General features: G+C 40.4%; 36 protein-coding genes and 3 pseudogenes. 35 read left to right on the top strand and 4 right to left on the bottom strand.

Annotated elements, in window-relative coordinates; all coding sequences use genetic code 11:
- From E7303_RS10975 to E7303_RS10875, 21 genes and pseudogenes are all read left to right on the top strand, one after another.
- Positions 1-204, top strand: a 204-nt coding sequence (locus E7303_RS10975) for a hypothetical protein (protein ID WP_292145327.1), incomplete at its 5' end; no start/stop codon positions are given.
- Positions 205-224: 20 nt separating this feature from the next.
- The gene (locus E7303_RS10970) at positions 225-1226 is read left to right on the top strand and encodes an alpha/beta hydrolase (RefSeq protein ID WP_292145325.1); all 1002 of its coding nucleotides are present in this window, start codon (positions 225-227) and stop codon (positions 1224-1226) included.
- Positions 1227-1238: 12 nt separating this feature from the next.
- Positions 1239-1781 carry a flavodoxin family protein gene (locus E7303_RS10965; protein WP_292145324.1) on the top strand — a complete coding sequence of 181 codons (543 nt, stop codon included), beginning with the start codon at positions 1239-1241 and terminating at the stop codon, positions 1779-1781.
- A gap of 12 nt (positions 1782-1793) precedes the next feature.
- Positions 1794-2384 carry a cyclophilin-like fold protein gene (locus E7303_RS10960; RefSeq protein ID WP_292145323.1) on the top strand — a complete coding sequence of 197 codons (591 nt, stop codon included), beginning with the start codon at positions 1794-1796 and terminating at the stop codon, positions 2382-2384.
- Between the two features lie 65 nt (positions 2385-2449).
- The gene (locus tag E7303_RS10955; protein WP_292145321.1) at positions 2450-2929 is read left to right on the top strand and encodes a GNAT family N-acetyltransferase; all 480 of its coding nucleotides are present in this window, start codon (positions 2450-2452) and stop codon (positions 2927-2929) included.
- A gap of 159 nt (positions 2930-3088) precedes the next feature.
- Positions 3089-3499: pseudogene (locus tag E7303_RS10950) on the top strand (hypothetical protein); the annotation flags it as partial.
- A 191-nt stretch (positions 3500-3690) separates the two neighbouring features.
- Positions 3691-5070 (top strand): hypothetical protein, encoded by a 1380-nt coding sequence (locus E7303_RS10945; protein ID WP_292145320.1) that lies wholly within the window; start codon positions 3691-3693, stop codon positions 5068-5070.
- A 154-nt stretch (positions 5071-5224) separates the two neighbouring features.
- Positions 5225-5404 carry a hypothetical protein gene (locus E7303_RS10940; protein WP_292145319.1) on the top strand — a complete coding sequence of 60 codons (180 nt, stop codon included), beginning with the start codon at positions 5225-5227 and terminating at the stop codon, positions 5402-5404.
- Positions 5405-5445: 41 nt separating this feature from the next.
- On the top strand, positions 5446-5685 hold the full coding sequence (locus E7303_RS10935) for a winged helix-turn-helix transcriptional regulator (RefSeq protein WP_330601665.1): 240 nt from the start codon (positions 5446-5448) through the stop codon (positions 5683-5685).
- A complete protein-coding gene (locus tag E7303_RS10930; RefSeq protein WP_292145318.1) occupies positions 5682-6350 on the top strand; it encodes an alpha/beta hydrolase in 669 nt (222 codons plus the stop codon). The genes E7303_RS10935 and E7303_RS10930 overlap by 4 nt, the downstream gene beginning before the upstream one ends.
- Positions 6347-6514, top strand: a complete 168-nt coding sequence (locus tag E7303_RS10925) for a hypothetical protein (protein ID WP_292145317.1) — start codon at positions 6347-6349, stop codon at positions 6512-6514. The genes E7303_RS10930 and E7303_RS10925 overlap by 4 nt, the downstream gene beginning before the upstream one ends.
- A gap of 126 nt (positions 6515-6640) precedes the next feature.
- A complete protein-coding gene (locus E7303_RS10920) occupies positions 6641-6916 on the top strand; it encodes a helix-turn-helix domain-containing protein (protein ID WP_044959238.1) in 276 nt (91 codons plus the stop codon).
- Position 6917: 1 nt separating this feature from the next.
- Complete coding sequence (locus tag E7303_RS10915; RefSeq protein ID WP_292145316.1) at positions 6918-7049, top strand: hypothetical protein; 132 nt, start codon at positions 6918-6920, stop codon at positions 7047-7049.
- Between the two features lie 122 nt (positions 7050-7171).
- On the top strand, positions 7172-8116 hold the full coding sequence (locus tag E7303_RS10910; RefSeq protein WP_292145315.1) for a hypothetical protein: 945 nt from the start codon (positions 7172-7174) through the stop codon (positions 8114-8116).
- A complete protein-coding gene (locus E7303_RS10905; RefSeq protein WP_292145313.1) occupies positions 8110-8241 on the top strand; it encodes a hypothetical protein in 132 nt (43 codons plus the stop codon). Before E7303_RS10910 ends, E7303_RS10905 begins: the two co-directional genes overlap by 7 nt.
- A 96-nt stretch (positions 8242-8337) precedes the next feature.
- Positions 8338-8652 (top strand): hypothetical protein, encoded by a 315-nt coding sequence (locus tag E7303_RS10900; protein ID WP_027206596.1) that lies wholly within the window; start codon positions 8338-8340, stop codon positions 8650-8652.
- 64 nt (positions 8653-8716) lie between these two features.
- Positions 8717-9571 carry a DNA/RNA non-specific endonuclease gene (locus E7303_RS10895; RefSeq protein ID WP_292145311.1) on the top strand — a complete coding sequence of 285 codons (855 nt, stop codon included), beginning with the start codon at positions 8717-8719 and terminating at the stop codon, positions 9569-9571.
- A gap of 9 nt (positions 9572-9580) precedes the next feature.
- Positions 9581-10327 (top strand): MmcQ/YjbR family DNA-binding protein, encoded by a 747-nt coding sequence (locus E7303_RS10890; RefSeq protein ID WP_292145310.1) that lies wholly within the window; start codon positions 9581-9583, stop codon positions 10325-10327.
- A 108-nt stretch (positions 10328-10435) separates the two neighbouring features.
- A complete protein-coding gene (locus E7303_RS10885; protein WP_292145309.1) occupies positions 10436-10756 on the top strand; it encodes a putative quinol monooxygenase in 321 nt (106 codons plus the stop codon).
- 217 nt (positions 10757-10973) lie between these two features.
- Positions 10974-11111, top strand: a complete 138-nt coding sequence (locus E7303_RS10880; protein WP_292145308.1) for a hypothetical protein — start codon at positions 10974-10976, stop codon at positions 11109-11111.
- 212 nt (positions 11112-11323) lie between these two features.
- Positions 11324-11749: a hypothetical protein gene (locus E7303_RS10875; protein WP_292145307.1), complete on the top strand. Its 426-nt coding sequence runs from the start codon at positions 11324-11326 to the stop codon at positions 11747-11749.
- Positions 11750-11872: 123 nt separating this feature from the next.
- On the opposite strand, the pseudogene tnpA reads toward E7303_RS10875, so the two are convergent.
- A pseudogene (gene tnpA, locus E7303_RS18085) lies at positions 11873-12316 on the bottom strand (IS200/IS605 family transposase).
- A 134-nt stretch (positions 12317-12450) separates the two neighbouring features.
- Here tnpA and E7303_RS10865 point away from each other — a divergent pair.
- The 7 genes and pseudogenes from E7303_RS10865 to E7303_RS10835 all read left to right on the top strand — a co-directional run bounded on the left by E7303_RS10865 (position 12451) and on the right by E7303_RS10835 (position 15924).
- Positions 12451-13590, top strand: coding sequence for a transposase (locus tag E7303_RS10865; protein ID WP_292145306.1), 1140 nt, complete (start codon positions 12451-12453; stop codon positions 13588-13590).
- A 138-nt stretch (positions 13591-13728) separates the two neighbouring features.
- Positions 13729-13875 (top strand): annotated as a pseudogene (locus E7303_RS10860) (purine biosynthesis protein PurH); the annotation flags it as partial.
- Positions 13872-14180 (top strand): hypothetical protein, encoded by a 309-nt coding sequence (locus E7303_RS10855; RefSeq protein ID WP_292145305.1) that lies wholly within the window; start codon positions 13872-13874, stop codon positions 14178-14180. The pseudogene E7303_RS10860 and the gene E7303_RS10855, both read left to right, overlap by 4 nt.
- A gap of 60 nt (positions 14181-14240) precedes the next feature.
- Positions 14241-14585 carry a phenylpyruvate tautomerase MIF-related protein gene (locus E7303_RS10850; protein WP_292145303.1) on the top strand — a complete coding sequence of 115 codons (345 nt, stop codon included), beginning with the start codon at positions 14241-14243 and terminating at the stop codon, positions 14583-14585.
- A 17-nt stretch (positions 14586-14602) separates the two neighbouring features.
- Positions 14603-14875, top strand: coding sequence for an acylphosphatase (locus tag E7303_RS10845; RefSeq protein WP_292145301.1), 273 nt, complete (start codon positions 14603-14605; stop codon positions 14873-14875).
- 22 nt (positions 14876-14897) lie between these two features.
- Positions 14898-15113: an aspartate dehydrogenase gene (locus E7303_RS10840; RefSeq protein WP_292145300.1), complete on the top strand. Its 216-nt coding sequence runs from the start codon at positions 14898-14900 to the stop codon at positions 15111-15113.
- A 52-nt stretch (positions 15114-15165) separates the two neighbouring features.
- A complete protein-coding gene (locus tag E7303_RS10835) occupies positions 15166-15924 on the top strand; it encodes a carboxymuconolactone decarboxylase family protein (RefSeq protein WP_292145299.1) in 759 nt (252 codons plus the stop codon).
- A 348-nt stretch (positions 15925-16272) separates the two neighbouring features.
- On the opposite strand, the gene E7303_RS10830 is transcribed toward E7303_RS10835, so the two are convergent.
- Complete coding sequence (locus tag E7303_RS10830) at positions 16273-16398, bottom strand: hypothetical protein (RefSeq protein ID WP_292145298.1); 126 nt, start codon at positions 16396-16398, stop codon at positions 16273-16275.
- Between the two features lie 73 nt (positions 16399-16471).
- On the opposite strand from E7303_RS10830, the gene E7303_RS10825 reads away from it, so the two are divergent.
- Both E7303_RS10825 and larE read left to right on the top strand, forming a co-directional pair.
- Positions 16472-17809, top strand: a complete 1338-nt coding sequence (locus tag E7303_RS10825; protein ID WP_292145297.1) for a dicarboxylate/amino acid:cation symporter — start codon at positions 16472-16474, stop codon at positions 17807-17809.
- Positions 17810-17907: 98 nt separating this feature from the next.
- Positions 17908-18750 carry an ATP-dependent sacrificial sulfur transferase LarE gene (larE, locus tag E7303_RS10820; RefSeq protein WP_292145296.1) on the top strand — a complete coding sequence of 281 codons (843 nt, stop codon included), beginning with the start codon at positions 17908-17910 and terminating at the stop codon, positions 18748-18750.
- A 72-nt stretch (positions 18751-18822) separates the two neighbouring features.
- Here the strand turns inward: larE and E7303_RS10815 are convergent, their stop codons facing one another.
- Positions 18823-19710, bottom strand: coding sequence for a hypothetical protein (locus tag E7303_RS10815; protein ID WP_292145295.1), 888 nt, complete (start codon positions 19708-19710; stop codon positions 18823-18825).
- A 9-nt stretch (positions 19711-19719) separates the two neighbouring features.
- Positions 19720-20241, bottom strand: coding sequence for a TetR/AcrR family transcriptional regulator (locus E7303_RS10810; RefSeq protein WP_292145294.1), 522 nt, complete (start codon positions 20239-20241; stop codon positions 19720-19722).
- Positions 20242-20371: 130 nt separating this feature from the next.
- On the opposite strand from E7303_RS10810, the gene E7303_RS10805 reads away from it, so the two are divergent.
- From E7303_RS10805 to E7303_RS10785, 5 genes are all read left to right on the top strand, one after another.
- Positions 20372-20614 (top strand): hypothetical protein, encoded by a 243-nt coding sequence (locus tag E7303_RS10805; RefSeq protein WP_292145292.1) that lies wholly within the window; start codon positions 20372-20374, stop codon positions 20612-20614.
- A 114-nt stretch (positions 20615-20728) separates the two neighbouring features.
- Positions 20729-21994: an alpha/beta hydrolase-fold protein gene (locus E7303_RS10800; protein ID WP_292145291.1), complete on the top strand. Its 1266-nt coding sequence runs from the start codon at positions 20729-20731 to the stop codon at positions 21992-21994.
- 520 nt (positions 21995-22514) lie between these two features.
- A complete protein-coding gene (locus tag E7303_RS10795; protein ID WP_292145290.1) occupies positions 22515-23252 on the top strand; it encodes an AlkZ-related protein in 738 nt (245 codons plus the stop codon).
- 454 nt (positions 23253-23706) lie between these two features.
- Positions 23707-24267: a hypothetical protein gene (locus E7303_RS10790; RefSeq protein WP_292145289.1), complete on the top strand. Its 561-nt coding sequence runs from the start codon at positions 23707-23709 to the stop codon at positions 24265-24267.
- 224 nt (positions 24268-24491) lie between these two features.
- Positions 24492-25175, top strand: coding sequence for a hypothetical protein (locus E7303_RS10785; protein ID WP_292145288.1), 684 nt, complete (start codon positions 24492-24494; stop codon positions 25173-25175).
- Positions 25176-25261: the final 86 nt, after the last annotated feature.

Raw genomic sequence — 25261 nt, 5'->3', positions numbered from 1 at the left:
AAGATTCTTGAAAGCCTTACTGACATGGGCTGTGATGAGAAAGAAATAAGCTTTATGAAAAAGATGTATGAAGAAGGAGATACAGATACACTTCTTAGAGATCTTAGAAAATGCCGGTGCCATCTTATGGATGAGCTTCATGACAGCCAGAAAAAAGTTGATAACATGGATTTTTTGATAAGACAGATTCAAAAAGAGAAATGATTAAAACGGAGGAATGTAAAATGATCAGAAAAGAAGAACTAAACCTTGTAACCGAGTGGGATAAGACCTTTAAAAAGAGCGATAAGGTAGACCACAGCAAAGTCACATTTGTAAACAGATATGGAATCACCCTGGCAGCAGATATGTATGTTCCTAAGAATGCAGAGGGCAAACTTCCTGCAATTGCTGTATGCGGGCCATTCGGTGCAGTTAAAGAGCAGTGCTCAGGTCTTTATGCTCAGACAATGGCAGAGAGAGGATTCTTAACAATAGCATTTGACCCATCATTTACAGGAGAGTCCGGTGGGAATGTAAGATATATGGCATCTCCTGATATCAACACAGAAGATTTCATGGCTGCAGTTGATTTCCTTTCACTTAATGAAAAAGTAGATCCTGACAGGATTGGAATCATCGGTATCTGTGGATGGGGCGGCATGGCTGTAAATACAGCAGCTCTTGATACAAGGATCAAAGCTACAGCTGCAATGACAATGTATGACATGACAAGAGTAAATGCCAAGGGATATTTTGACTCCGAGGACAGCGAGGAAGCAAGGTATCAGAAGAGGGCTGCCATGTGCGCTCAGAGACTTGAAGACCTTAAGGCAGGTGAGTATAAGCTTGGCGGCGGTGTAGTAGATCCACTTCCGGAGGATGCACCTTTCTTTGTAAAAGACTACTATGACTATTACAAGACTGACAGAGGATATCACAAGAGAAGTCTTAATTCCAACGGTGGTTGGAATGTGATCGGCTGTGAATCTTTTGTAAATCAGCCAATCCTTAAATACAGCAACGAGATCAGAAGTGCTGTCTTACTTGTACATGGAGAAAAAGCTCATTCATGTTATTTTTCAAAGGATGCTTATGCAGATATGATTAAAGACAGCAAGTACGCAGATAATAAGGAACTTATGATAATCCCTGATGCTGTGCACACTGACCTTTATGATGGCGGGGATAAGGATTATATTCCTTTTGACAAGCTGGAGAGCTTCTTTAAGGAGAATCTAAAGTAAGGATGGGATGATATGAGTAAAGTGTTAGTTATTTCAACAAGTCTTCGCGCAAATAGCAATTCAGATATACTTACTGAAAAGCTTATAGAGGGGGCAAAAGCGTCAGGTCATGATGTGGAGCATATAAGCCTAAAAGGGAAAAATATCGGATTCTGTATCGGATGTCTGGCCTGTCAAAATACACAAAAATGTGTCATTAAGGATGATGCTGCCACTATTGCAGAAAAAGTAAAGAATGCAGATACCCTGGTTTTTGCAACACCAATCTATTACTACGAGATGAGCGGACAGATGAAGACTCTTTTGGATAGGCTCAATCCTCTATATCCTTCAGATTATAGATTTAGAAATGTATATATGCTCTCCGTCGCAGCTGAGGATGAAGAGTTTGTGCCTAAAAAGGCTGAAAGTGGACTCCAGGGATGGATTGATTGCTTTGAAAAAGCTCAGTTTTCAGGTTCCTTATTCTGTGGAGGCATAGGTGATATGGGTGAGGCATCTGGGAAAACAGAAGAGTTAAACGAAGCTTTCGAGTTTGGTAAAGCTCTAAAATAAAGGAAGTTTGCGATGAAAACGAAAATGATTTTTCTGGCATTCTGTATGACCATAATGTTTTGCATGTGTGCCTGTTCTGGGAATACAAAAAACTCTAGCGATAATCAGGATGCTGTAACTGAAATATCAGCATCAGAAAATATTGAAAGAGAAAGCTCAGAAGAGAATGTCATGTCGGAGGGAACTGCTATGAATCAGCTGGCAGAAAAAGATGAATCAGTAGATGATGAAGCTATTGGAGATAGTACAATGATAATGACGATTGGCGATACAAAAGTTAATGTAGACTGGGAAGACAATCAGGCTGTAGAAGCGCTGCGGGATATGGCTAAAGATGGTGATATTACCATTCAGATGTCAATGTATGGCGATTTTGAACAGGTGGGTTCCATAGGACAGAGTTTGCCACGAGATGATAAGCAGACAACAACATCATCAGGAGATATAGTTCTGTATTCAGGAAACCAGATGGTGGTGTTTTATGGTTCCAACAGTTGGTCATACACAAGGCTAGGTCATATATCTGATAAGGATGAAGCAGAGATGGCAGATCTTCTTTCTAATGGTGATGTTACTATAACCATTAGCAGGGAAAATAAATAATCGGAAAGTCTTGTAGCGACAGAAAATACCAGAGCTTTTAAAGCCAATATTTGTAGGAGAAACAGATGCTTAAATATAGAGAAATGACAAAGGACGACAATGCTGCTGTTGCCAAACTTATAAGAAAAAATCTTGAAAAGCACAAACTTGATATTCCGGGAACAGTTTATTTTGATAAAGGGCTTGACCAACTTAGTGACTATTACGGAGCAGATGAGAGAAGATATTTCGTAATAGAAGATGCGCAGGAAAAAGTCATTGGGGGTGTTGGTTTTGCGAAGCTTGATTTTATGGAAGAGACAGCAGAGCTTCAGAAATTGTATCTTGATGATTCTGCTAAAGGTTCGGGATTGGGATATGAGCTTATAGCATTGATAGAAGAAAAAATGAGGGACGCAGGATACCAGTATTCATATCTGGAAACACATGATAATCTTCAGGCTGCAATACATATTTATGAGAAGAGCGGATATATTGAGATAGAAAGACCAAAGGAAGTAGTCCATAGTTCAATGAATAGATTCTTTAAGAAACGCCTACGCTGATTTATGATAAAAGAGCCTTAAGATTTCATAAAATAAGAATAGAAAATATATAATAAAATGACGATGAGGACTTTGCTGTAACAAGAAGCTTTGAAGATATCTAGCAGCTTCCTGAGCAAATATCAAATGGAATAATGGGAGAAGTATGGAAAAAGAAAATGGTATCTTTACTATGCACTCTGTGATGAAACTTACGCAATGCTTAGTTCAGATAGATGTCCCGAAGGAGTGAACAAAAGCGGATACAGACTTCTTGTAACTCTCTTTGATCAGTCGTCCTGGATTATTGGCTCTTTCCTCGGTGGAGTGATTGGCACATATTTGAATTTTGATTCGACGGGAATTGACTTCTCAATGACAGCTCTTTTCACAACTGTATTCATTCAGCAGTGGCTGGATGCCAAGAACCATATTCCGGCAATGCTGGGACTTGGAGCGACTCTCCTTTGCAGAATAATATTCGGAAACGATTTTTTCCTGATTCCCGCAATGATAATAATCATTGGAACACTGATAATGGCAAGAGGAAAGATTGAGCATGAGGAAGTGGAAGAGGTGTACAATGACTGATTACAGACATGCCCTGAAATAATCATGGATAGGGCAATATGCATTGACGGTGACATAGGACAAGTGCTTGAAGAATACAATGGATTTTCTTTATCATAAAAATAAATGATTTTTAGTAAGAATTTAGGTTGGACTCTTATGATTAGTTATAAATCATAGGAGCTCTTTTTATGCTCCGGAAAGAGGTATATATGAAGTCAAGGGTAATTTTGGCATTATTGATAGGAAGTAGTATTACATTATCAGCATGTGGGAAGACAGCGAAGGGGAACGAGGTTGCAGCAGATGAGGTGGTTTCTGCTGAATCAGTTGTTGACGCTGCAGAAAGTGAATCAACAGCAGTTGCAGAATCCGATACTGCAGAGTCTTCAACTTCAAGCAAGAAAAAGGGGACTCATTCAGGTAAGAAGACAGACAGTTCATCTGAATCATCTTCCGGCACACTTGCATATTCTTTGTCCGATGGTGAGAGTATATCCGGGGGGACTTATGATGCAGAAAATGAAGACGAGAGTGCAATAGGCGCCGGTGGAACTGTAAGTGCTTCTGTATCAGGTGCTGTTATAAATAAAATATCAGGAGATGCTACAAGCCCAGATTCTTCCAGCTTCGAGGGCGTTAACGCTGCAGTCAGGGCATATGATAATGCAACAGTTACGCTGGAAGATTGTACCATAACGGCGGAAGCAGATAATGCTACGGGTGTGTTTGCATATGATGGTGGAACCATAAATATATCTGACTCAACAGTTAATGTAACCGGCGGAGGAGCAGGTGGAATACAGGTTGCAGGTGGAGGAACTTTATATGCCGATAACCTGACTGTTACAAGTGCAAGCAAGGCAGCAATAAGGTCTGACAGAGGCGGTGGCACAATGGTGGTTAATGGTGGTACTTATACTTCCACAGGTACCGGAGGATGTCCGGCTATTTACAGCACAGCTGATATTCAAGTGTCTGATGCTACATGTATTTCCGAAAACTCCAGAGCTGTCATTATAGAAGGGAAAAACAGCGTTACTCTGGAAAACTGCACGCTTAGTGGTAATGATCAGTCCACAAAAGAAGGGAGTATCAAAGCCAATGTGCTCCTTTATCAGAGCGCTTCGGGAGATGCAGAGGATGGAACCGGTGTGTTCACGATGAATGGCGGCAGTATGAAGAGCAGCATCGGCGCTATGTTCTACTGTACCAATACTTCAAGTGTTATAAGCCTTAGTAATGCAGAACTCGAATTGTCAGATACGGGAGAATTTATGATTGTTTCTGCCGGAAGATGGGGCAATGATGGAAGTAACGGCGGAAACTGTACCCTTAATGCAACCGACCAGAAAATCGAGGGAACAATAACTGTAGATGATATATCATCCCTTGAGTTAAATCTTGAAAAGTCAGAATACACCGGTGCTATAAATTCTTCGGGGCAAGCAGGAAATGTATCTGTTACTCTTGCAGATGACAGTACGTGGGAGCTTACAGGTGACAGCTACATTTCTGAGTTTAACGGAGATACGGGAAATATCGTTACCAACGGTTTTCATGTTTATGTAGATGGAAAAGAACTGGTGTGATAATCACAGTGGAAATGCTACAGCATCCTTATAAAACATAACACTTAACAACATAAAGTAGTAATTTTTTTCTCTTTGAAATACCGCATGATCACACAAAAGTATCATCGGTGATAATGTCCTTGAAGATGGCACATTCCCTGTCGGAAAGTCTGTGCTTGGAACAGAGATTAAAGTCATGGATGAGGAAGGAAAAGAACTTCCGGATGGAGAAGTCGGAGAAAAAGGTGCTGAAAAGATCTATCTTGAGAGCTCTGATATGGCCGTTGAATTATACAGGTCCCCTGGATTTGAAGATATGAATGGCTACATGAAATTAAATACGATAAAATAGATTTATGTAATATCGTAAATCTTGTTTGCATCTATGACAGTGTGAGATTCGGACAGCTAAAGAAAGACCTGCCGGGAATCACAAATACCATGCTTACTAAGAGCCTTAGGGAGCTTGAAGATGACGGGCTGGTTACAAGAATCCAATTTAACGAGGTTCCTCCTCATGTGGAGTATTCTCTTTCGGATATGGGAAAAGATCTGTTCCCTGTATTTTACTCTATCATGAACTGGGGCTTTAAGCATGAAAAAGAGATATATGAGGCAAAAGAGGATAAATGAAGGAAATGATAGCTGAAGGAAAGCATGTTTATTTATATGGTGACAGAGATGAGGCTGCTCCGCTTGTGATTATTAACACATTTCAGGGAAACGGTAGCAGCATTTACAGTGCGCTTTGCTCAATGACAGATAAGAAGGTGAATTTAGCGGTTATAAGCGATATTAACTGGGATGATGAGATGTCACCGTGGGAATGTCCGCCCTTAAGTAAAAATGACAGTCCATGCACAGGTGGTGCAGATGAGTATCTTGTAAAACTGACAGGCACCATTATCCCAGCAATAAAGAAGGAACTTGCTGTTGAACCTGAATATATAGCTATAGCTGGTTATTCTCTGGCAGGGTTGTTTGCTATCTATAGCCTGTATAAGACGGATATATTTTCAAGAGTCGTAAGTGCATCGGGGTCCATGTGGTTTCCTGATTTTGTGGAATATGCCAGCAAAAATGATTTTGTGAGAAAGCCTGACAGGGTATATTTCTCTCTTGGAGATAAAGAGGCACGAACAAGGAATAACCTGCTTGGCACGGTTGAAGATAAAACTAAAGAGACTTATGAGCATTACAAAGACAGCGGTATAGATACGGTTTTTGAGTTGAATCCGGGAAATCACTTTAAGGATGCTGATATTCGGCTTGCTAAGGGAATCGCCTGGATTTTGTGACAGATCCTTACCAGCCTTGTGAAAAGAAATATGAAAGAACAAGAACTCTTCTGAAACAGCTTCAGGGAAGTGGAATATCGGTAAGTATTGCAACCAGATCAGACCTTGTGCTTAGGGATATAGATCTTATACGAACATTGCATGATGATGGGGAAAAGGGTTAGAAAAATGGTGGCATAAGCAGATGGGGTCAGCAATTAGCTGGCCCTTATATTTACATTGACATGTAGTCAGTGACTACATATAATAAAAACAGAAACACACGCATTGACTACATGAAGGAGGTGCCTATGAAGAAGGAAATATATAACCTCGAAGGAATCGAGATTGAAGTAGAAAAGTATGACAAAAATGACAAGGATGCTGAGCGTCGTCGCCTGGCTTATTGTTTCAGAATGATCAGGGAAAAGTCCGGTATGAGCAGAACTGATTTTTCTGTATGGTTGGGTGTACCTTATCGGACCATGCAGGAGTGGGAACTTGGCCGTAGAGCCATGCCGGAATATGTTTTACGTTTGATCGCTTACAAGGTGATGAACGAGCTGCGCGAGGGGAGGATTGGTTAATATGTTCATATTACGAAAACTCTTGAAGGTCTTGTTGTTACCGGTTGCTTTTGTTCTTTTTTATAAGATGGGCTTTGGAGGCTTCGTTGAAGCAGATAAAAGATTTCTTTGGAGAGCAGGTGAATATAGATGATCACAATATTGTATGAACCGTGCCTTTACGAAGCAAACCGCGATTTTAATTGATTTATTCCAACCAGTATACTATATTTAATTTGTAAATAAAAATGGTTTACAAATTAAAAAGGATGCATTATGGAAAAATATCTTACTGAAATGCTTCATATGGATACTAAATTAGTCGAGGCTACAGAATTATATGATCATCTCCCACTTTTATTTAAAGGGACTTATGTTATTTACAAAGTAAACTCAGGCGGAGTTGAATGGATAGCCTTACAGCCCAACACAAATGTAAGGCTTAGTCAAATCAGGAAAAATCGAGCCTTTTTGGAACAAAAACAGCAAATGAATGTTGCAGTATTTTTGGAAAAAGCTTCGCTCTACTCAAAGGATAAGATGACGGAGGAGGGAATTCCTTTCGTGATCCGTAATGATACTGTGTACCTTCCGTTTATGGGGCTCCTTTTGGGAAAGAAACAAAGAGAACTCAAGCCGGTTCATCAGATTTCTTTCCTGACACAACGCATATTGCTCCAGGGATTATATGAAGGGTACGATCATGATACCGTCTCTAGATTGGCGGAGCATCTTGATGTATCCAAAATGGCGATAAGCAAGAGCTTTGATGAGATGGAATATATGGATATAGGAATCATAGAGGTTCGGAATCGGCGCCGTACCATTACGATCCGCAAAGGTGATAAAGAAGCATGGGAACGGTTCCGCCCGCTAATGAGAAACCCGGTCATAAAAGTGTTTGAACTGAAAGAGGATGTAAAGCTGCCTGTAAAGGCAGGAATATCTGCCCTTTCAGAGTATTCCATGCTTGCTGATAACAATTATCCAACATATGCGATCGAGAAGAAGGGAATCGCATCATCCGGTATTAGGGATATGAAGCAGGTAGGACGAGGCGAAGATACTGGATGCCGTGTTTTCGAACTTGGCTATATTATTGACAAGATAAAAAAAGATGTTCAGGATCCCTTAAGCGTGATGCTTTCTATCAGAGATGAGATGGACGATGAAAGGGTGGAGGCATCAGTAAATGAAATGCTAAAGGAGTATGTATGGTAACAGGACTTAATATTTTTAGAGATTATTTTGCGGATGATACTGACAAGTATGTTCTTATTGGCGGAGCTGCTTGTTCTTCTTGTCCGTCAAAAGAGATGGGAGTGGCAAGTGTTTGGAATTGGTGACTATGCAGCTACGCATATAGAGAAGCTGCTATATGATGAGGGCCTGGATGTGGATATTCAGGATAGAAGTCATTTTGCTTGAGAGGGTTGAGTAGTATGGACGTAAATGAAAAAGACTGGAAGCTCTTCAGAAAGTACCTTCCTGATTGGCAGGAGAACTACATGGAAAAGCTGATCAAAGACTACATTGAGTTCCTCAAAGGTGATGGGCTTGCATCTGACAAGTTCTGGGAGCTTGAAAAGAAGATTAAGGCAGACAGGAAGAATCCAGGAGTTCTTTTGCAGGATGTCAGAAGATCAAATTTCCATGTGCATCTGGCGTCATTGGTGGGTTATGAGGTTATCTCAATGAAGGACCTTGATGGATTCAGTGATGAGACTAAAGAAATAGTAGAGCGTATGGTTAGATGAGTTCAGAATGGGGGTTAGGATTGTAATCAGAAGCAATTGATTTTTGTTGATAAGGGATACCGATATGAAGATATACGTAAGAACGATGAATGTTGCAAATAAAATATTTGCTTTGATACTGGCTCTTTCCTTAAGTATGTCTTCTTTTCTGTTCTGGAGTGTTAATACTCACGCAGAGGAAGACATTCCGGAGTACAGTGGAAGTGCTTCTGTTACTCTTAACGGAAATGTACCCGGATTTACAGCTGATGAGATAACCACAAGCTCTTTTGAAACATATGGAGAACTTGATAAGTTTGGAAGATGCACACTGGCGATAGCCTGTATCGGAAAAGACCTTATGCCTACCGAGGAACGTCAGTCCATTGGTGATGTAAGGCCAACCGGATGGAAACAGAACAAATATCCCGGACTTATTGATACAGATCCTCCGTTTCTGTATAACAGATGTCACATGATTGGATTCCAGCTCACAGGTGAGAATGCCAATGAAAAGAACTTGATCACAGGTACCAGATACATGAATGTGGAAGGCATGCTGCCTTATGAGAATGAGGTGGCTGATTACGTGAGTAGTACCGGGAAGCATGTGATGTACAGGGTTACGCCGATATTTACAGGAAAAAACCTTCTCTGCGATGGAGTTCAGATAGAGGCTTACTCTGTAGAGGATAAAGGCAGAGGTATTTCTTTTAACGTATTCTGCTACAACGTACAGCCGGGAGTTGATATAAGTTATGCAGATGGCAGCAATAAGCTCTCACCGGATGCAGACAATGTGGTAGACAAGAATTCTTTTATAATAACTGGCGGAGATTCCGGGAATGGATCAGTAAGATCTTCGGCAGGTAATGGGGTTTCTGATATTCCGGCAGGAACAACATATGTGGTAAACAAGAATTGGGTGGATGGTAAATGAGGTTTGGTGATGACTTCAATTCGTGAAGAAGTAGTTAAGTACATAAAGAAAAAGTATAAGGCCTCTCCTGAGAATCTTTGGAGGAGTTATCCGGACTATGCTGTTTTCAGGCATGATGATAATCGGAAATGGTTTGCAATCATCATGGATGTAGATGCAGATAAGCTTGGGATTCCCAGAAATGATCGGATTGATATCATTGATATTAAGATTGATGATCTGATGCTCAGGGACATTCTTTTGCAGCAGGAGGGATATCTTCCCGGCTATCACATGAATAAGCAAAAATGGATAACCATAATGCTTGATGGAAGTGTGGACCTGCAGCAGGTTTGCAGAATGATTGATGCCAGCTTCCTGGATACTGCTTCAAAGAAGAAAAAGGATAAGTTCAGGCAGCCAAAAGAATGGATAGTCCCTGCAAATCCCAAGTATTACGACATTGAAGCAGCATTTGATGCAGCTGATGAGATTGATTGGAAGCAGGGAGCAGGAATCATCAAAGGCGATACGGTATTTATGTATGTGGGAGCTCCGGTATCTGCAATCCTTTACAAGTGCAAAGTGACAGAGGTGGATATTCCTTATGACTACGAGGATAAGAATCTTAAGATAACAGCACTTATGAAGATCAAGCTTTTGAAGCGCTATAAGCGTGATGAATTCACGTTTGAAAGGCTTAAATCAGAGTATGGAATCTATGCAGTGAGAGGGCCGAGAGGCATTCCTAACACTCTCAGCGCTGCACTAAAATAAGATGGATATATTCCGGTGAGTAACGGCCTTTCAGATATGATTAGCAAGGATTTGAAGAAAAGATTTTTGGAAAAACAGGTTATGTATTTTGGAGGATAAGAAAGATCAATGATTACAGTAAATCTTTACTATAAGGGACAAAACGGCGCTGCCAGGGCTTTTGCTGATGAGATGGAAAAGTCAGGAATCGCGGATGCTATAAGAGCTGAGGAAGGGAATCTGAGGTATCAGTATTTTAGGCCACTTGATGATCCGGAGACAGTTCTTTTGATAGACAGTTGGACAGACCAGGCGGCCATTGATGCTCATCATGCTAGTCCAATGATGAAGCAGCTTGCAGAGCTTCGTGAGAAGTACGATCTGCATATGACTGTGGAGAGATTCGTGAGCGATGAGCTTGGCGATGACGAGAAGTTTATCAGAAAGTGACAGGAGTCGCTATGAAGAAAGTAAGAATCCCAAGTCCGCAATGACTTCCTGTAACGATGAATTCAGACCGATGCGAGGGAACCGAAAAACGGTTTGCATCGGCCTGTCTTATGATATGTATAGGCATCCCAAAACCTATACAAGAGGTGTTTCTATCATACTATAATTGCATTGAAATATATATTAAATACCGATTAAATTTGCGCGAGGAGAAAATATGCAGGGGAAGTATCCGGTAATAACATTGTGTGGAAGTACCAGGTTTAAAGAGCAGTTCATTGAGGCTCAGAAGGAAGAAACGGAGGAAAGAAAAAGAGAGGATCAGCAAAGAATTCAGAGATGGATTTGGAGCTGATTCTTTTTTGTTTGGATCTAAATGAGTTTTCACAAATAGCAAAATAACATACATCATGATACTAAACATGGCATATTTTGTGGTGGAACCCAATATACATTCGCTAAAACCACAATATGCAGTTGGTGTAATTATTGGACTCTTTATTTTGTAAGATGAGTACAACAGAAACAACAAACAACAAGCCTTATCGTACAACAGGGAGGTGTCCAATGTTAAAGCATATATATCCGGAACAGATCGCATCAAATGTTACATACAGTCTTATTGGTAAAAGAGCTATCGCCGGAAAAAGGCTTCATGATCTTTCCAGTTACACTGTAATCATTATAGTAGATGAACTTGAAGATGAGGTGCTGATAAAAAATATCGCTGATGACATCCTCACAAGAGGCTGTAAAAACATAGCACTCTGCGGCGAAGCATCTGATGAGATGCAGGATATCTTTGATCAGGAAGACAGAGAGATAAATGGATTCAATGATATTACCGGGTATGAGGACTTTGCTGTAACAAGAAGATTTGAAGATATAGAGCAGCTTCCTGAGGAAATAGAAATGTGCTGGAACGAGGTGCTTGTCATATGCGGTGATATGTCTCTTTTGAGAGAATGTCAGAGCATAATAGAGGAAAGCTGAGAAAGGACGGTGTATACCTTGTCCTCAAAATTTTTATGCTGGGTAAGCAAATGCTTAAGAGGAAATAACAAGTTCTGTAAACATTTCTGTGTGACATGTGAATAATACGAAATCTGCAAACGCTTATGGATGACGAGACCAGGCTCTATCTTGAAACAGATTCTTACACGCAGAGATGCTGTGAGATAGAATTAAAAGACGGAAAAGATGCATTATACTACAAGCAAAATAACCATCTGACCAAAATATCTTATGCTTCCAGTAACACTTAGATAAAAAGTTTGGATATTTCTGCCATAGATAGTGTGTGGTCTGTTGCTTAATAAGCTTTACTATGTCGCATACTCTATCTGTAGTATCGTAGCTTATCAGGAAATGTATATGGTCTTTGTCGGTTTACATAGCTATAATGCAGTAACCTTTAGAATTACAGATATCATATATTTGCTGTTTAGCATCGTCAGCAATAGAGCCTTTAAGTATCTGTTTGCGGTACTTAGTGACGAGAACTATATGCACTTTTAGACTGTACTTGCGTCTGTTGCGATGATTATATCTGTTGTCCATAGGATGTATTTACGGCAAAGCTTTGATTATTATGTCTTTAACTTGGTTTTTCATGTAAAATCTCCTTACAAATAATTGATTTTCACTAATAAATATTATATTATATATTTAGTGAAATAACAATGAGGTACACTATGGAACAGATGACAGTTACAGCTAAAATTCAGATATCTGTTAATGCAGACAGTAAGGTTTTTCTTGATGAAACCATGTCTGTTTATTCTGATGCCTGTAATTATGTATCTGACTATGTGTTCCGCACTCACGACCTAAAGCAGTTATCACTTAACAAGGCTTTGTACTCTACACTCCGAGAAATGTTTGGACTCAAATCTCAGATGGCTCAATCCGCATTTAAGACTGTCATTGCAAGATATAAGACCATCCTCGAAAATCAGAAGGAGTGGATTCAGCCATCCTTCAAAAAACCACAGTATGACCTCGTTTGGAACAGAGATTATTCACTTACACAAAACTGCTTTTCAGTAAATACACTGAATGGACGTGTTAAGTTGCCCTATTTCGCTGAAGGCATGGCAAAATACTTTGACCACGACATCTATAAGTTTGGAACTGCCAAGCTTGTAAATAAGCATGGTAAGTATTTTTTGCATATCCCCGTAACCTACGATGTCGAAGAAAGTAATATTTCTGACATCTGTAATGTCGTTGGTATTGACAGAGGTATAAACTTTGTCGTTGCTACTTATGACAGTAAGCACAAGTCTGGATTTGTAAGCGGTAAAGCCATCAAGCAGAAACGTGCTCACTATTCTAAGCTTCGTAAAGAACTCCAAATGTGTCAGACACCATCTTCAAGACGTAGATTAAAAGCTATCGGTCAGCGAGAAAACCGTTGGATGCAGGATGTTAACCACCAGGTATCAAAGGCACTCGTTGAATCCAACCCGAAGCATACGCTCTTTGTTCTTGAAGATTTGTCAGGCGTTCGTAATGCTACAGAGTGTGTCAGAACCAAAGACCGCTACGTTTCCGTATCGTGGTCTTTCTATGACCTTGAACAGAAACTTATCTACAAAGCTAAACAGAATCAGTCTACTGTTATTAAGGTTGACCCTCGTTATACGAGTCAGTGCTGTCCTGTATGTGGACACATTGAAAAAGCCAATCGTGATAAGAAATTGCATCTGTTTACTTGTAAGAACTGTAGCTATAAATCAAACGATGACCGCATTGGAGCTATGAATCTGTACCGCATGGGAATCAACTATCTTGAAGATAGTCAAGTACCTGATACAGTTACGGCAGAGTAAATCTTTGGCGTAAGGGGCGGTGTCAACCGTCCCATGATGCGACCCCACGGAAGTTACACCGACAAAATGTAGGAGTTATTGCAATGAACTACAGGGGAGTCGCAAACCACGTACCTTTAGGTGCGTGGTAGTTGACGTGATGGATGCATGTCAGGGCTCGCTGATATGTATCAGGATTACATTGATGGTAAAAAAGAAATCCGTGAGATTAATATGGAGTTCAGGGCCCACTATGAATCCGGAGTAGATGGACCTGAGAAGGCAGATTGCGGGTATAAAAGATGACAGAGAATCAGATTGAATGGGCTAGAAAGCGTGATGAACTGGTATCTACAATAAAGAAGCTCGGATTTCCCAAGGAACTTGGGGAGCAGATTGCCAAACAGCTCGGTAGTCCTAAGGCTATGGACAGAATGCTGGCTTATTTATACAACGTGAAGCCAAGAACAGCAGAGCTTGTTGTGGATGAGATGCTTGCAATCTGCAGTGATATCGACAGCTGGCATAACAAAAAGGCTGCAGAGGAAGCAAACGCCAGGTACAATGAAATGCTGTACTATGGCCTTGGAACTGAGGATGAAGAATCGTGAGCAGATTAAAGGAACTTACGACTCCCGAAGAAACTGATATTAAAACGAGGAGGGAAAAACATGCCATTTATTTCAACAAAGACAAACGTAACTGTAACAAAGGAAAAAGAGATACAGCTTAAAGAGCGCCTTGGACAGGCTATCTCTATAATCCCGGGCAAGAGTGAAAGCTGGCTCATGCTGGCAATCGAGGGTGATATCCCTATGTATTTCAGGGGTGATGATTCCCAGCCTACAGCATTTATAGAGGTCAAGATCTACGGAAATGCTTCGTCAGATACTTATGGGAAGATGACAAAAGAACTGACAGGAATATATGGAGATATTCTGGGAGTAGCACCGGATCATATGTATATCCGCTATTTTGGATCAGAAGATTGGGGATGGAATGGAAGCAATTTCTGAAACACCGGAGCATGGGCATGGAAAAAAGATACAGGCTAAGTTTTTATGGAATGGTGCAGGGCGTGGGGTTCAGATATACTGCCATGCATGCAGCGAATATGTACAGGCTCACAGGGTATGTGAAGAATGAATATGATGGTTCAGTCACCTGTGAAGTCCAGGGAGATGAAGAAGCAATAGGCAGTTTTGTAGCAACCATCAGTAAAGGTAGATTTATCGACATATCGGGGATAAATAAAAAGGTATTGGAAATAATACCTGATGAGCGCTCTTTTGAAGTCAGGTATTGAGCCCAAGTATAGAAGGGAAGTCATGCTTTTTAAGAAAAAGACTATAAAGAAAAACTATGACAAAGAGAACCAGCGCCCTGTTATCAAGGCTTCCATATGCAATGGTGAGCAGGTTGCAGGCTTTCAGGATATCCATACAGGAGCGTTTGAAGAAGTTATGCTCATAAGAAGCCATGATGATCTTAATAAGTTTATGAGCACGTATGGGATTGAAGAAAAGATTGAAAAAATATACTAAACTCACAGACCTTATGAAAATAAAACTGCAAAAGAAAGGAGAGAAGCATACAATGAATGAGAAAATAGTTCAGACAGCAGGAAGGGATCAGCTTGGAGAATTTGCACCTGAGTTTGCACATTTTAATGATGATGTATTATTTGGAGAGAACTGGAATAATCCGGACATAGATGTTAAGACACGTAGCATTATCACAGTCGTAGCCCTTATGTCTCAGGGCATCACGGACAGTAGTCTGAAATATCATATCATGAACGCTAAAAATCATGGTGTCACACAAAAGGAAATGGCTGCTATTATAACACATGTAGCTTTTTATGCTGGATGGCCAAAGGCATGGGCTGTGTTTAATCTTGCAAAGGAAGTATATAATGAGCCTGTCACTGAGAATACAGACAAAGATCGTTATCAGAATACTATTTTCTTCCCCATAGGGGATCCAAATGATGCTTATGCTCAGTATTTTGACGGACAAAGTTATCTTGCACCGGTTTCTACAGAGCAAATTCCGATTTACAATGTGACTTTTGAACCAGGATGCAGAAATCATTGGCATATTCACCACTCAAAAAGTGGCGGAGGACAGATGCTTATCTGCGTCGGAGGCAGAGGCTTTTACCAGGAAGAAGGGAAAGAAGCGAGAGAACTTCATCCGGGTGATGTAGTCAATATTCCTGCGAATGTAAAGCACTGGCACGGCGCAGCTGCTGACTCATGGTTCTCACATCTAGCCATAGAGATAGAAGGAGAAGACACAAGTAATGAGTGGTGCGAGTCAGTTACGGATGAGGACTATTTGAAAATTCAGTAAAAGTACAGGCATATTAGGAAGAATGTACTATGTAAATGGGGTTGCATCAAATCAAGCAGCCCCATTTATTTGATCAATAGTTAGCCAGAGCTAACAAATGGTGTTATTATTTTAAATGTATATAGTCTTTTGAATGCTGGGTGTAAGATGGGTGAAAAGTATGCAGAGCCTGTGCTTAAGGCTATAGATGAGTTTATGGAAATGCCTGTGTGAAGGGAGAGGAAGATGCTATAGTCTGAGCTTATCGCAGGCAATAACCATCACGTATTAGCCAAGATGATAAAACTCCATTATCATTTATTTCAACAGGAAACGAAAAAGAAAGGATGGCGTGAGAAATGCTTAACTTCAGAAATCACAAATCTGAATACATGTGTTGTGTGATGACAAATAACCGGGCATCATATATGGCTGGCATGTTGTCTCATCGATGTTCATGCCATCAAGCGTAAATAGAAATAGAACGTATGCCATATGCCCGGGAGACTCATTTGTCACCGGGCATATTTCTTTAACTTTGTTTCATGTAAAATGGAGGAGAATCATCATGGAAATCAATATATTAGAAATCGGAGCACTCATAACAGCACTGGCACTATTCGGAGTATTATACTTCCTAAAAAGAAAACATGTGGACTTTGGAATCAGAACCCTTATTGCAACGGCCTTTGGTGTGATCTTAGGACTTATATTCAAAGAAAACTACAAATATGTTGCAGCATTTGGAACAGTATATGTAAATGCCCTTCAGGCATTTGTGGTTCCACTTCTTTTGTTTAGCGTTATATCAAGCATCACAAACCTTGGAGATCAGGTTAAACTACATAAGGTTGGTCTTAAGTCAGTTCTTTTCTTGCTCCTGAACACATTTACAGCAGCAGTTATAACTCTTATAGCAGCTCTTTTACTGGGACTTGGAAAAGGCTTCCAGTATACAGTTGAGGCTACTGAGGCAAAAGAGGTTCCTACAGCAGTAGATGCTATCGTAGGTCTTTTCCCAAAGAATCTCATAAATGAATGGGGCAGCAACACTGTTGTTCCTATCCTCGTGTTTGGCCTGATTGTTGCACTTGCATACAACAAGGTTGTAAGAAAGGATGAATCCGTTAAGCCCTTCAAGGCTTTTGTAGACGCGGCAAATACAGTACTCGGCAGAGCAGTAAGCTTCATCGTTTCTTTCACACCTTACGCAGTTACAGCACTTATCGCCAGAGCAGTTGGCAGAAGTAAGCTACAGGATCTTTTACCACTTCTTTCAGTACTTGTGGTTGCATATGTACTTGCAGCAATACAGCTCTTTGGAGTCGAGAGTATTCTTATTGCAACAATCGGAAAACTCAATCCTGTCACATTTCTTAAGAAAATCGCACCTGCAGGAATTGTTGCATTTACATCCCAGAGCAGCGTTGGTACACTTCCTGTCACAGTAAGCAAGTTAAAAGAGGATATCGGAGTTGATGGAGATGTGGCAGCATTCACAGCAGGACTTGGAGCAAACCTTGGAATGCCCGGATGCGCAGGAATCTGGCCTGTACTTCTTGCAGTATTTACAATCAATCAGCAGGGAATCAGCTACTCCGCAGGACAGTACGTACTTCTCATTGCGCTTACCCTTCTCGTTTCAATCGGAACAGTAGGAGTTCCAGGAACAGCTACGATCACAGCGACAGCTCTTTTCACTGCAGCAGGACTTCCGGTTGAGCTGATAGTTCTTTTCTCACCTATATCATCAATCGTAGATATGGCAAGAACTGCAACTAATGTAGTAGGAGCTGCAACAGCAACAGTACTTACAGCCGAAACAGAGGGACTTCTTGATCATGAAGTATACAATGGTAAAGTAGTAGAAAAATCTCAGGAGTCAAAAGAAGTGTCTGCGGCTTAAAAGGATAACAAAACAAGAGGGGAACCGGGCAGTCATAATTCTCATATAGGATTATGACTGCTTGGTTTGTGTATATAGAACGTAAATTGGAGATAAGAATGAAAATAAACAAAGACGATTTAAATGAAGAGCTTTTAAATAAGCTGAAAAAATTAGAAACATACATAGAGAGCCTTGGATCACTTGCAGTTGGTTTCTCCGGAGGGGTAGATTCTTCACTTTTATTGGCTGTAGCTAAAGAGGTACTTGGAGACAACGTGATTGCAGTGACAGGAGCAGATGCGTCTGTGCCCGAACGTGAAGTAAAAGAAGCTTCCGAGTTTTGTAGGGAACGTGGAATAAAACATATTATTTGCAAAGTCAACCCGCTAAGTGAAGATGGGTATAGGCACAACGGACCAGACCGATGTTATTTTTGTAAACATGGTATTTTCACAGAAGTGAAAAGAATTGCTGATGAAAATGGGATATTATTTATGGCAGAGGGGTCTAACTTGGATGACATGGGAGATTACAGGCCGGGGCTCAAGGCTGCAGCGGAGCTTTCTGTAAAAAGTCCGCTTCGTGTGGCTGGTCTTAGAAAAAAAGAAATAAGGATGATTTCAAAAGCAATGGGACTTTCTACTTGGAGCAAGCCTGCATATGCATGTCTTGCGTCAAGATTCGTATATGGAGAAGAGATAACAGAAGAGAAGCTTTATATGATCGATCAGGCTGAACAGTTCCTTATAGAACACGGTTTCTTGGAAGAAAGGGTGAGGCTTCATGGCAATATAGCAAGGATTGAAGTTCCGGCAAAAGACATTCCGAAACTGGTTGAGGAAGACATAAGAGAATCAGTCTATAAAAGATTTACAGATTTAGGATTCAAGTTTGTTACTATTGATATGAAGGGCTATCGACTTGGAAGCATGAACGCTACACTTAATAACGGAAAGTGAGAATAATATGATAAATGCTAAAGTTAAGAAATTTCTAGATAATAACGGGCTGGGTACAGAAGCGTAGGCAGTTCAGTTGTGGCTTTGTTTAAACCAGGTGCTTGACTTTATGATCATAGAGACTGCCATTATCAATACGATAGAGCATACTCCTAAGCCTGTAAGTGCGGTCATCTGCTTTCTGAAACTGATATCTTCTGCACCAAAACGGGCTGTCATTGCAATCTCAAGAGAAAGCATTGAGACAAGAGCTGCCGTGAAGCTGGAAATCCTGGCTGCGGTAAACATTGGATGAGTATGACCTCGATATTTTACAGCATTTACAGCTGTTGCGATTGTTGCATAAAAAGAATAAAAGGCCATCCCAAATATCAGAAGACCTGGATAATCAATTGTGCCTTCAAGTCTTGATGCCATCACTGTTATGAAGCAGAGAAATATGTTTAGAACAAGAAGCTGGATTCCACAGAATCTGTAAGTTTTATACTCTCCACGAATGTCGTTATTTTCAGTATATATTCTGTCTGCTCTTATGATGAACAATCTTAAGATGGCAAGGAACAGGTAGTATAACCCAAAAAGGATAAGCCATGCAGAGTGATATATTGTTCCGGTTGTGATCTTAAGGATTACATACAAAAGGTTGATAAAGGCCCCAATGTAAAGAGCTGTCCTTATTCGAATAGCATCGTTAGTAATCCAGGTTCCTATAATCGGAAGTGATGTCAGCCATAAATAAAATCTGCTGTGAAGGAAAGATTTTTTCCATGACGGGATAAGTTTTGCGATAGCAATACATGTTATTACAAGAGCGTAGCTGGAAAGAAAGTATGCCAGATATGCCACCGGTCCTGTGATTTCTTTTGCAAGCACAGCTCCGACAAATACAAACAGTGGGATGGAAATAAGTATAGCGGTGTATGGCTTAGGAATAAAAAGCCTCTGCAATATTTTTTTCATAAAACTCCTTTATTTTCTGCCCTGATACTCTGAACTGATAATCTGCGCTATTTCTTCCGGAGACTTGTCGCATCCATGATCAAGCCATATCTTTACTATGCGGTTAAAACCACCTCTGAAGAACTCCATATGATACATAATGTCTTCACCATGGAAATACTTTTCAGCAGCTTCTGTGTCGTATTTGACAAGAGGAGTTTCTCCAATTCCAAGTTTGAAACAGGTCTTGTAAAAGAGCTGGTTTTCAGCGATGTGTTTTAAAAGCTTTAAGTAATCATTGCTGTTATAACAGTTTGCAATCTCGTCGCTGTACAGGTTTTGTACTTCTTCCTGAAGCATTACAAGCACCTTGTCTGCAAGATCATAAATATCCAGGTAATTGGCATAGAAAGTCGCCCTGTTTAAGCCTGCTCTTTTGCATATATCTGTGACACTGATTTCTGACAGTTCATGTGTTTGAATAAGCTCAATAAAGACTTTCGTGATCTTCTCTATGGATTCACGCCTTCTCTTGTTATTCTCTACATTCATTTTAATTATCCCAACAAATGTTTAAAAATTGTTGATTGAAGAGTTCTATCAGAATGATTATATTTTAAATCACAAAACGTAAACAAGTGTACAAATAATAAAACTTTGGTAAACAGAAAGGAAAGAGAAAATGAGCAGAAGTAAATTAGTAGAGGCAAATGAGAAAATCGCCAAAAATGTAACAGAAGGCTTTAATAACATGTCAGATGGAGTCGTATCCGGCTATAAAAAAATTGAGAATGCTGTAGTTGGAGGATATACAAAGATTGAGGACAAGTTTGTTGAAAGATATCTTGCACATGAAGGAGAATCTGTTGAGGAAGCCAAGGCCCGACTTAAAAAGGAACAGGAAGAATTAAATAATAGGAAATAATTCTTTTAGGCTTGTTTTAGGTAACATATTTATTATCATTTTTGATAATCATCTGCGGATGGTAGTCCGCATTATAAATATTCCACAAACAACTTAAAATTGGAGGTATTCAAAATGTTTAAGAAAATTGCGACAACACTTTTGTCAGCAGCTTTAGCCTGTACTTTTGTTGCATGTGGTAATAATGTGGCTACAACTACCACAGAAAACGACGTAGCAGAAGCAGATACCACAGAAGACGGCGAATCAAATACTCTTGCTGAAGGTAACGAGTCAGATAGTAATGTTGCCAGTGAGGAAGAAACTGTAACAGGAAATGATGAGATTTCATTTACAGTAAATAATACTCTGGCAGAAGATGAAGAGGCTCTTGTCAATACGTATACAGACAAGTTTGAACAGCTCGAGTATACCGACGAAGAAACCGGTCTTTCAATAACATATAATCTGTATCTTCCAGAAGGATACGATGAACATGCAGAGTATCCAATGGTTGTGTTCATAGGTGATTCAACAACTGCGGGAACTGATGCTGAGTATTCTCTTACTCAGGGGCTTGGGGGTATCGTGTGGGCGACCTCAGAGTGGCAGTCAGTATATCCGACAATTGTAGCTGTACCAACATACCCCGAAACAATTCTTGATGATCATGATGGATATAGTACAACAGAATATGTTGAGCTTACAAAGAGATTTATAGATTATATGACAGATGAGTATGCAGTAGATACTGATAGGATCTATGGAACAGGTCAGTCCATGGGATGCATGACAACACTCATACTTGCATCGGAATATCCGGATCTCTATGCAGCATGCATGTTTGTTGACGGACAGTGGGATACGGAGCTTCTTTCAAATCTGGAAGGTCAGACCTTTGTTTATTTTGCAGCTGAAGATGATACAAGTGCATGGAGCGGGGCACAGGACCTTATGAACAGATATGATGCGGACGGTGCCACTTACACATATGCACAGTGGGATGGCACATGGTCAGCAGATGAACTTTCATCAGCTGCTTCAGAATTATTCAGTGGAGAGGCCACTGGAGCCTATTTCATATCCTGGAAAACAGGAACAATTGATGCAGGAACAGGCAATTCACCTATGAGTGGTGGAGATGACAGCTTTGGAGGAAGAGGAAACGGCGGACAGATGAGTGCATCTGAAGATGGAAGCTTTTCAGATTCTGAGAATGCAACAGACGAAGCTACGAATACAAGCGCAGACGAGTCGGCAAAAGAAATGACTGGTGAAAAGCCTGAAGGAATGATGGGCGGAAATGGTGGAGGTGCCGGAGGCGGAGCTTCATATCATATGGCTTCATTTGACTACGCTTATAACTGTATAGCAGTTATGGAATGGTTGTTTCAGCAGTAACAGTGTATAAGAATTAAATGTGAATCAGTACAGCAGCTATGGAGAAATCCGTAGCTGCTTTTTTGCTGGGATAGAAAAATGCACATATGGAATGTGCAATTCTGCCTATATAGAGGAATTTGTGAATAGTGGCAGTTGATTTTTTGGGTGGTATTCTGCCTATATCAAAGGATATGTGAATGGAGGCAGTTAGTTTAGGCATTGGTATTCTGCCTATATCAAAGAGATGGGGAATATAGGCAGTTGATTTTGCAGTAATTGTTCTGCCTATATAGTGAAAAATAGCTAAAGAGGCAGGAAGATAGGGCTAAAATTCACTGCCTATATTTATGAAAAGTACAATATAGGCATGACAGAAGACAAAATAAAAAACATGATCGGAAACCATAGGTGCATCTCTTTTGAGGTGCATCCATTTTTTTTGGAAAAAAGTTAAGCAAAAAGCCTTAAACTTTTGCAACACAGGCATCAAACGATGTACTATGAAGATAAAGACGATAGAAACGGGTGGATTGAATAAATGGGAAATGAAAACGGAACCTGGATTATGTATGGCGTGGAGTGGGACGATCCCGAATGCCTGCATACAGTGCAGGATGCGATAAACTACATAAACGAGATAGGTTTTTTGCCACTTTTCAAGAACAGCATTCCGGGATTCTCACTGGAAGAAAGAACTGTGCCAGAGTACTGGTGGTGCGGCGATCCAAAAGTGGATCCATGGGAGTGGCGTGAGCTTATTGCAAGGAGCGGCGAGGTCGCCTACGGGAAGTTTTTTGAGAAGAAAGCAGGTTTTATCTCAAGAGAGTGGCTTCCATACTTTGCAAACTTTAGGCGGGATGGTTATGATTTCGACGCGCTTTGGGATGATGAGAAGGCTTCGAGGCGGCAGAAGAAGATCATGGATCTTTTTAATGCTGAGGCTGAAATCTATTCCAATGAGATAAAGGCCCGGGCCGGTTTTGGAAAAGGCGGCGAAAAGGGCTTTGATGGGACCATGACTGATCTGCAGATGAAGACGTACCTTACAGTCAGGGATTTCCGCCAAAGAAAAAACAAGAAAGGCGAGTTCTACGGCTGGCCTATTGCCATATATTCCAAGCCGGAGTCCATATGGGGCTACGAGCACGTGACATCCAGGTATAACGAGAATCCGCTTGATTCCGGCAAGGCAATTGCGCAGCATATCAGGGAGCTTTACCCCATAGCGAAGGCAGATGCTATCAGAAAGCTGATTGGTGGTCCATTAAAGCGGTAAAAATAAGTTGGGAAGAATGATTTGTAAGAATGAGTTAGGCGGAATGATTTGGCAGAATGAGTTGGGAAAAGATTGCCGCGTATACGGATAAAGATATATTGGATGTGCTACTTTATCCGTACAATGGAGTTGTAAAAAGATCTATTTCCAAGTGCTGTACGGATAGAAATGCTAATAAAGTGTAATCTTATCCGTATAAACGGCCAGCATATACTTCTTTTTCCATATGAAATACGGATAAGATAGCGTGCAACGTATAATCCTATCCGTACAAGGAGAGAAAAAGGATCCAGAGATAGCCATATTGTACGGATAAAAACAAAGAATTGCGCCGGACTTATCCGTACACTTATAAGATTGGCGCTGACTCTTGTTTTATATTCTTTTAATAAATATGGTACTTTTTCTAGAGTATAATCAATATGTTGTTATTTTTTATACGAGGAGGAGAAAGATGAGAAAAGTATCACTTTTATTAGTAGTATCAATTTGTGCCACATTAATAGGGTGTGGAAAGACAGAAAACGCTGATGCCGGAGCTACAACAGCAGTTTCTGCAGAAGCCATCGAAAGCGTTACAGAATCAGTGTCTGTGCCTGAAACTGATACAGCTTCAACCAGCTTTACTGAAGCATTAGCCGATGAAGGCACATATTGGATGAGCGGATATTTAAGAGCTTCAGATAAAGATAGCGCAGGAGAACCGGACGAATCCGGGGTTCTTCAGGCAATCATATATGAGGCATATATTGAAGATGATATTCTTACGGTAAAAGGCGTTACCAATTTTAGAAATGACAAAGCTCAGGATCCCGTAGGAATGAATGATGCAGATGAGGCAGCATTCATCATTACTGATCAGACAGTCTTCCAGATGGTCGGCGGTGAAGACGGCCCTGAGGACGTGACAAAAGAAGAGTTTGCACAGTACTTGAAAGACTGCGCAGATTCCGGTTTGCTTCTCGACATTCAAGTTACTGGCGCTCAAGTCGTTGTAGCCCAGATTTGTGCATAACTATGAAGCTCTTTATATTTAAATAATGAATGGCCCGTATCATATGATACGGGTTTTTTTATTACGAATGCTTCCGCATTATACATGCCCAAAACAATTTCTATTGTGTTATGCTTTTCTACAGAACATGATACAGAACAATACCAGTGAGGATTTGGAAATGTTCAAGAAAATGTACAAAGTAACAGAGATAAAAAAGGAATACTAAAGAGGAAAAAGAAAAGATGAGTAAACTAAAAGTTTGCCTTAGGCATATTTCGGAAGTGTTTTTATATGAGTATTACTGTTTGGGAGATGATGAATATGAGATATCCGATGAGGATACATTGACACCTCACAAGGAGAAGGCAAAAGAACAGTTGCTTGCAGGGAATTATTCTGGGGCCCAGCAGGAATGGCTTAGTGCACACCTTGAGAACCCTGTGGACATGGAAACAATCCTTGGAATTATCTTGTGTTGTAAGCAACTTGGAGATGCAGATGGCGAATATTCCTATACCATAGAATCTTATAATTACTGCTGCACAAGGGCTGAGCTTGCAGCTTATTACAGAAACCTTGGATGGTATTACCTGGAAAAATACAAGCCGGAAGTATCTGCAGCATGTTATCTCTATAGCAAATATTTTGGCGAATCCCAACAGGCTGATGCTGAACTGGAATTCCTGGAGAAAGCTGTAGGTAAGAAAGTTGCAAAGAAAGACCTGCCTCAAATTCAGAAGATTCTTAAGGATAACCAAATTCCGACAGAGGCTAACCCTGTAACCCTTGCACTTTTATACAAGGCAGCAGAGGAAGCTGCAGAAGGCGGAGACAAAGACCAGGCGCTTGATTGCTATAGAATGGTTTATGATCTTACTGCTGATAAAGAGATTGGAAAAAGAATTGAATCCCTAGAATCAAGGTAAGGACCATACAAATTTCCAATACAACCAAACAGTTTATGAACGGTGAATTACAGGTTGTGAACAACCTATTGTTACTGCCTTCAAAA

The organism is Butyrivibrio sp. (assembly GCF_015056685.1).
Lineage (GTDB): Bacteria > Bacillota > Clostridia > Lachnospirales > Lachnospiraceae > Butyrivibrio.
The sequence above is the reverse complement of the archived record's forward strand: the minus strand, read 5'-3'. Positions and strand labels throughout refer to the sequence as shown.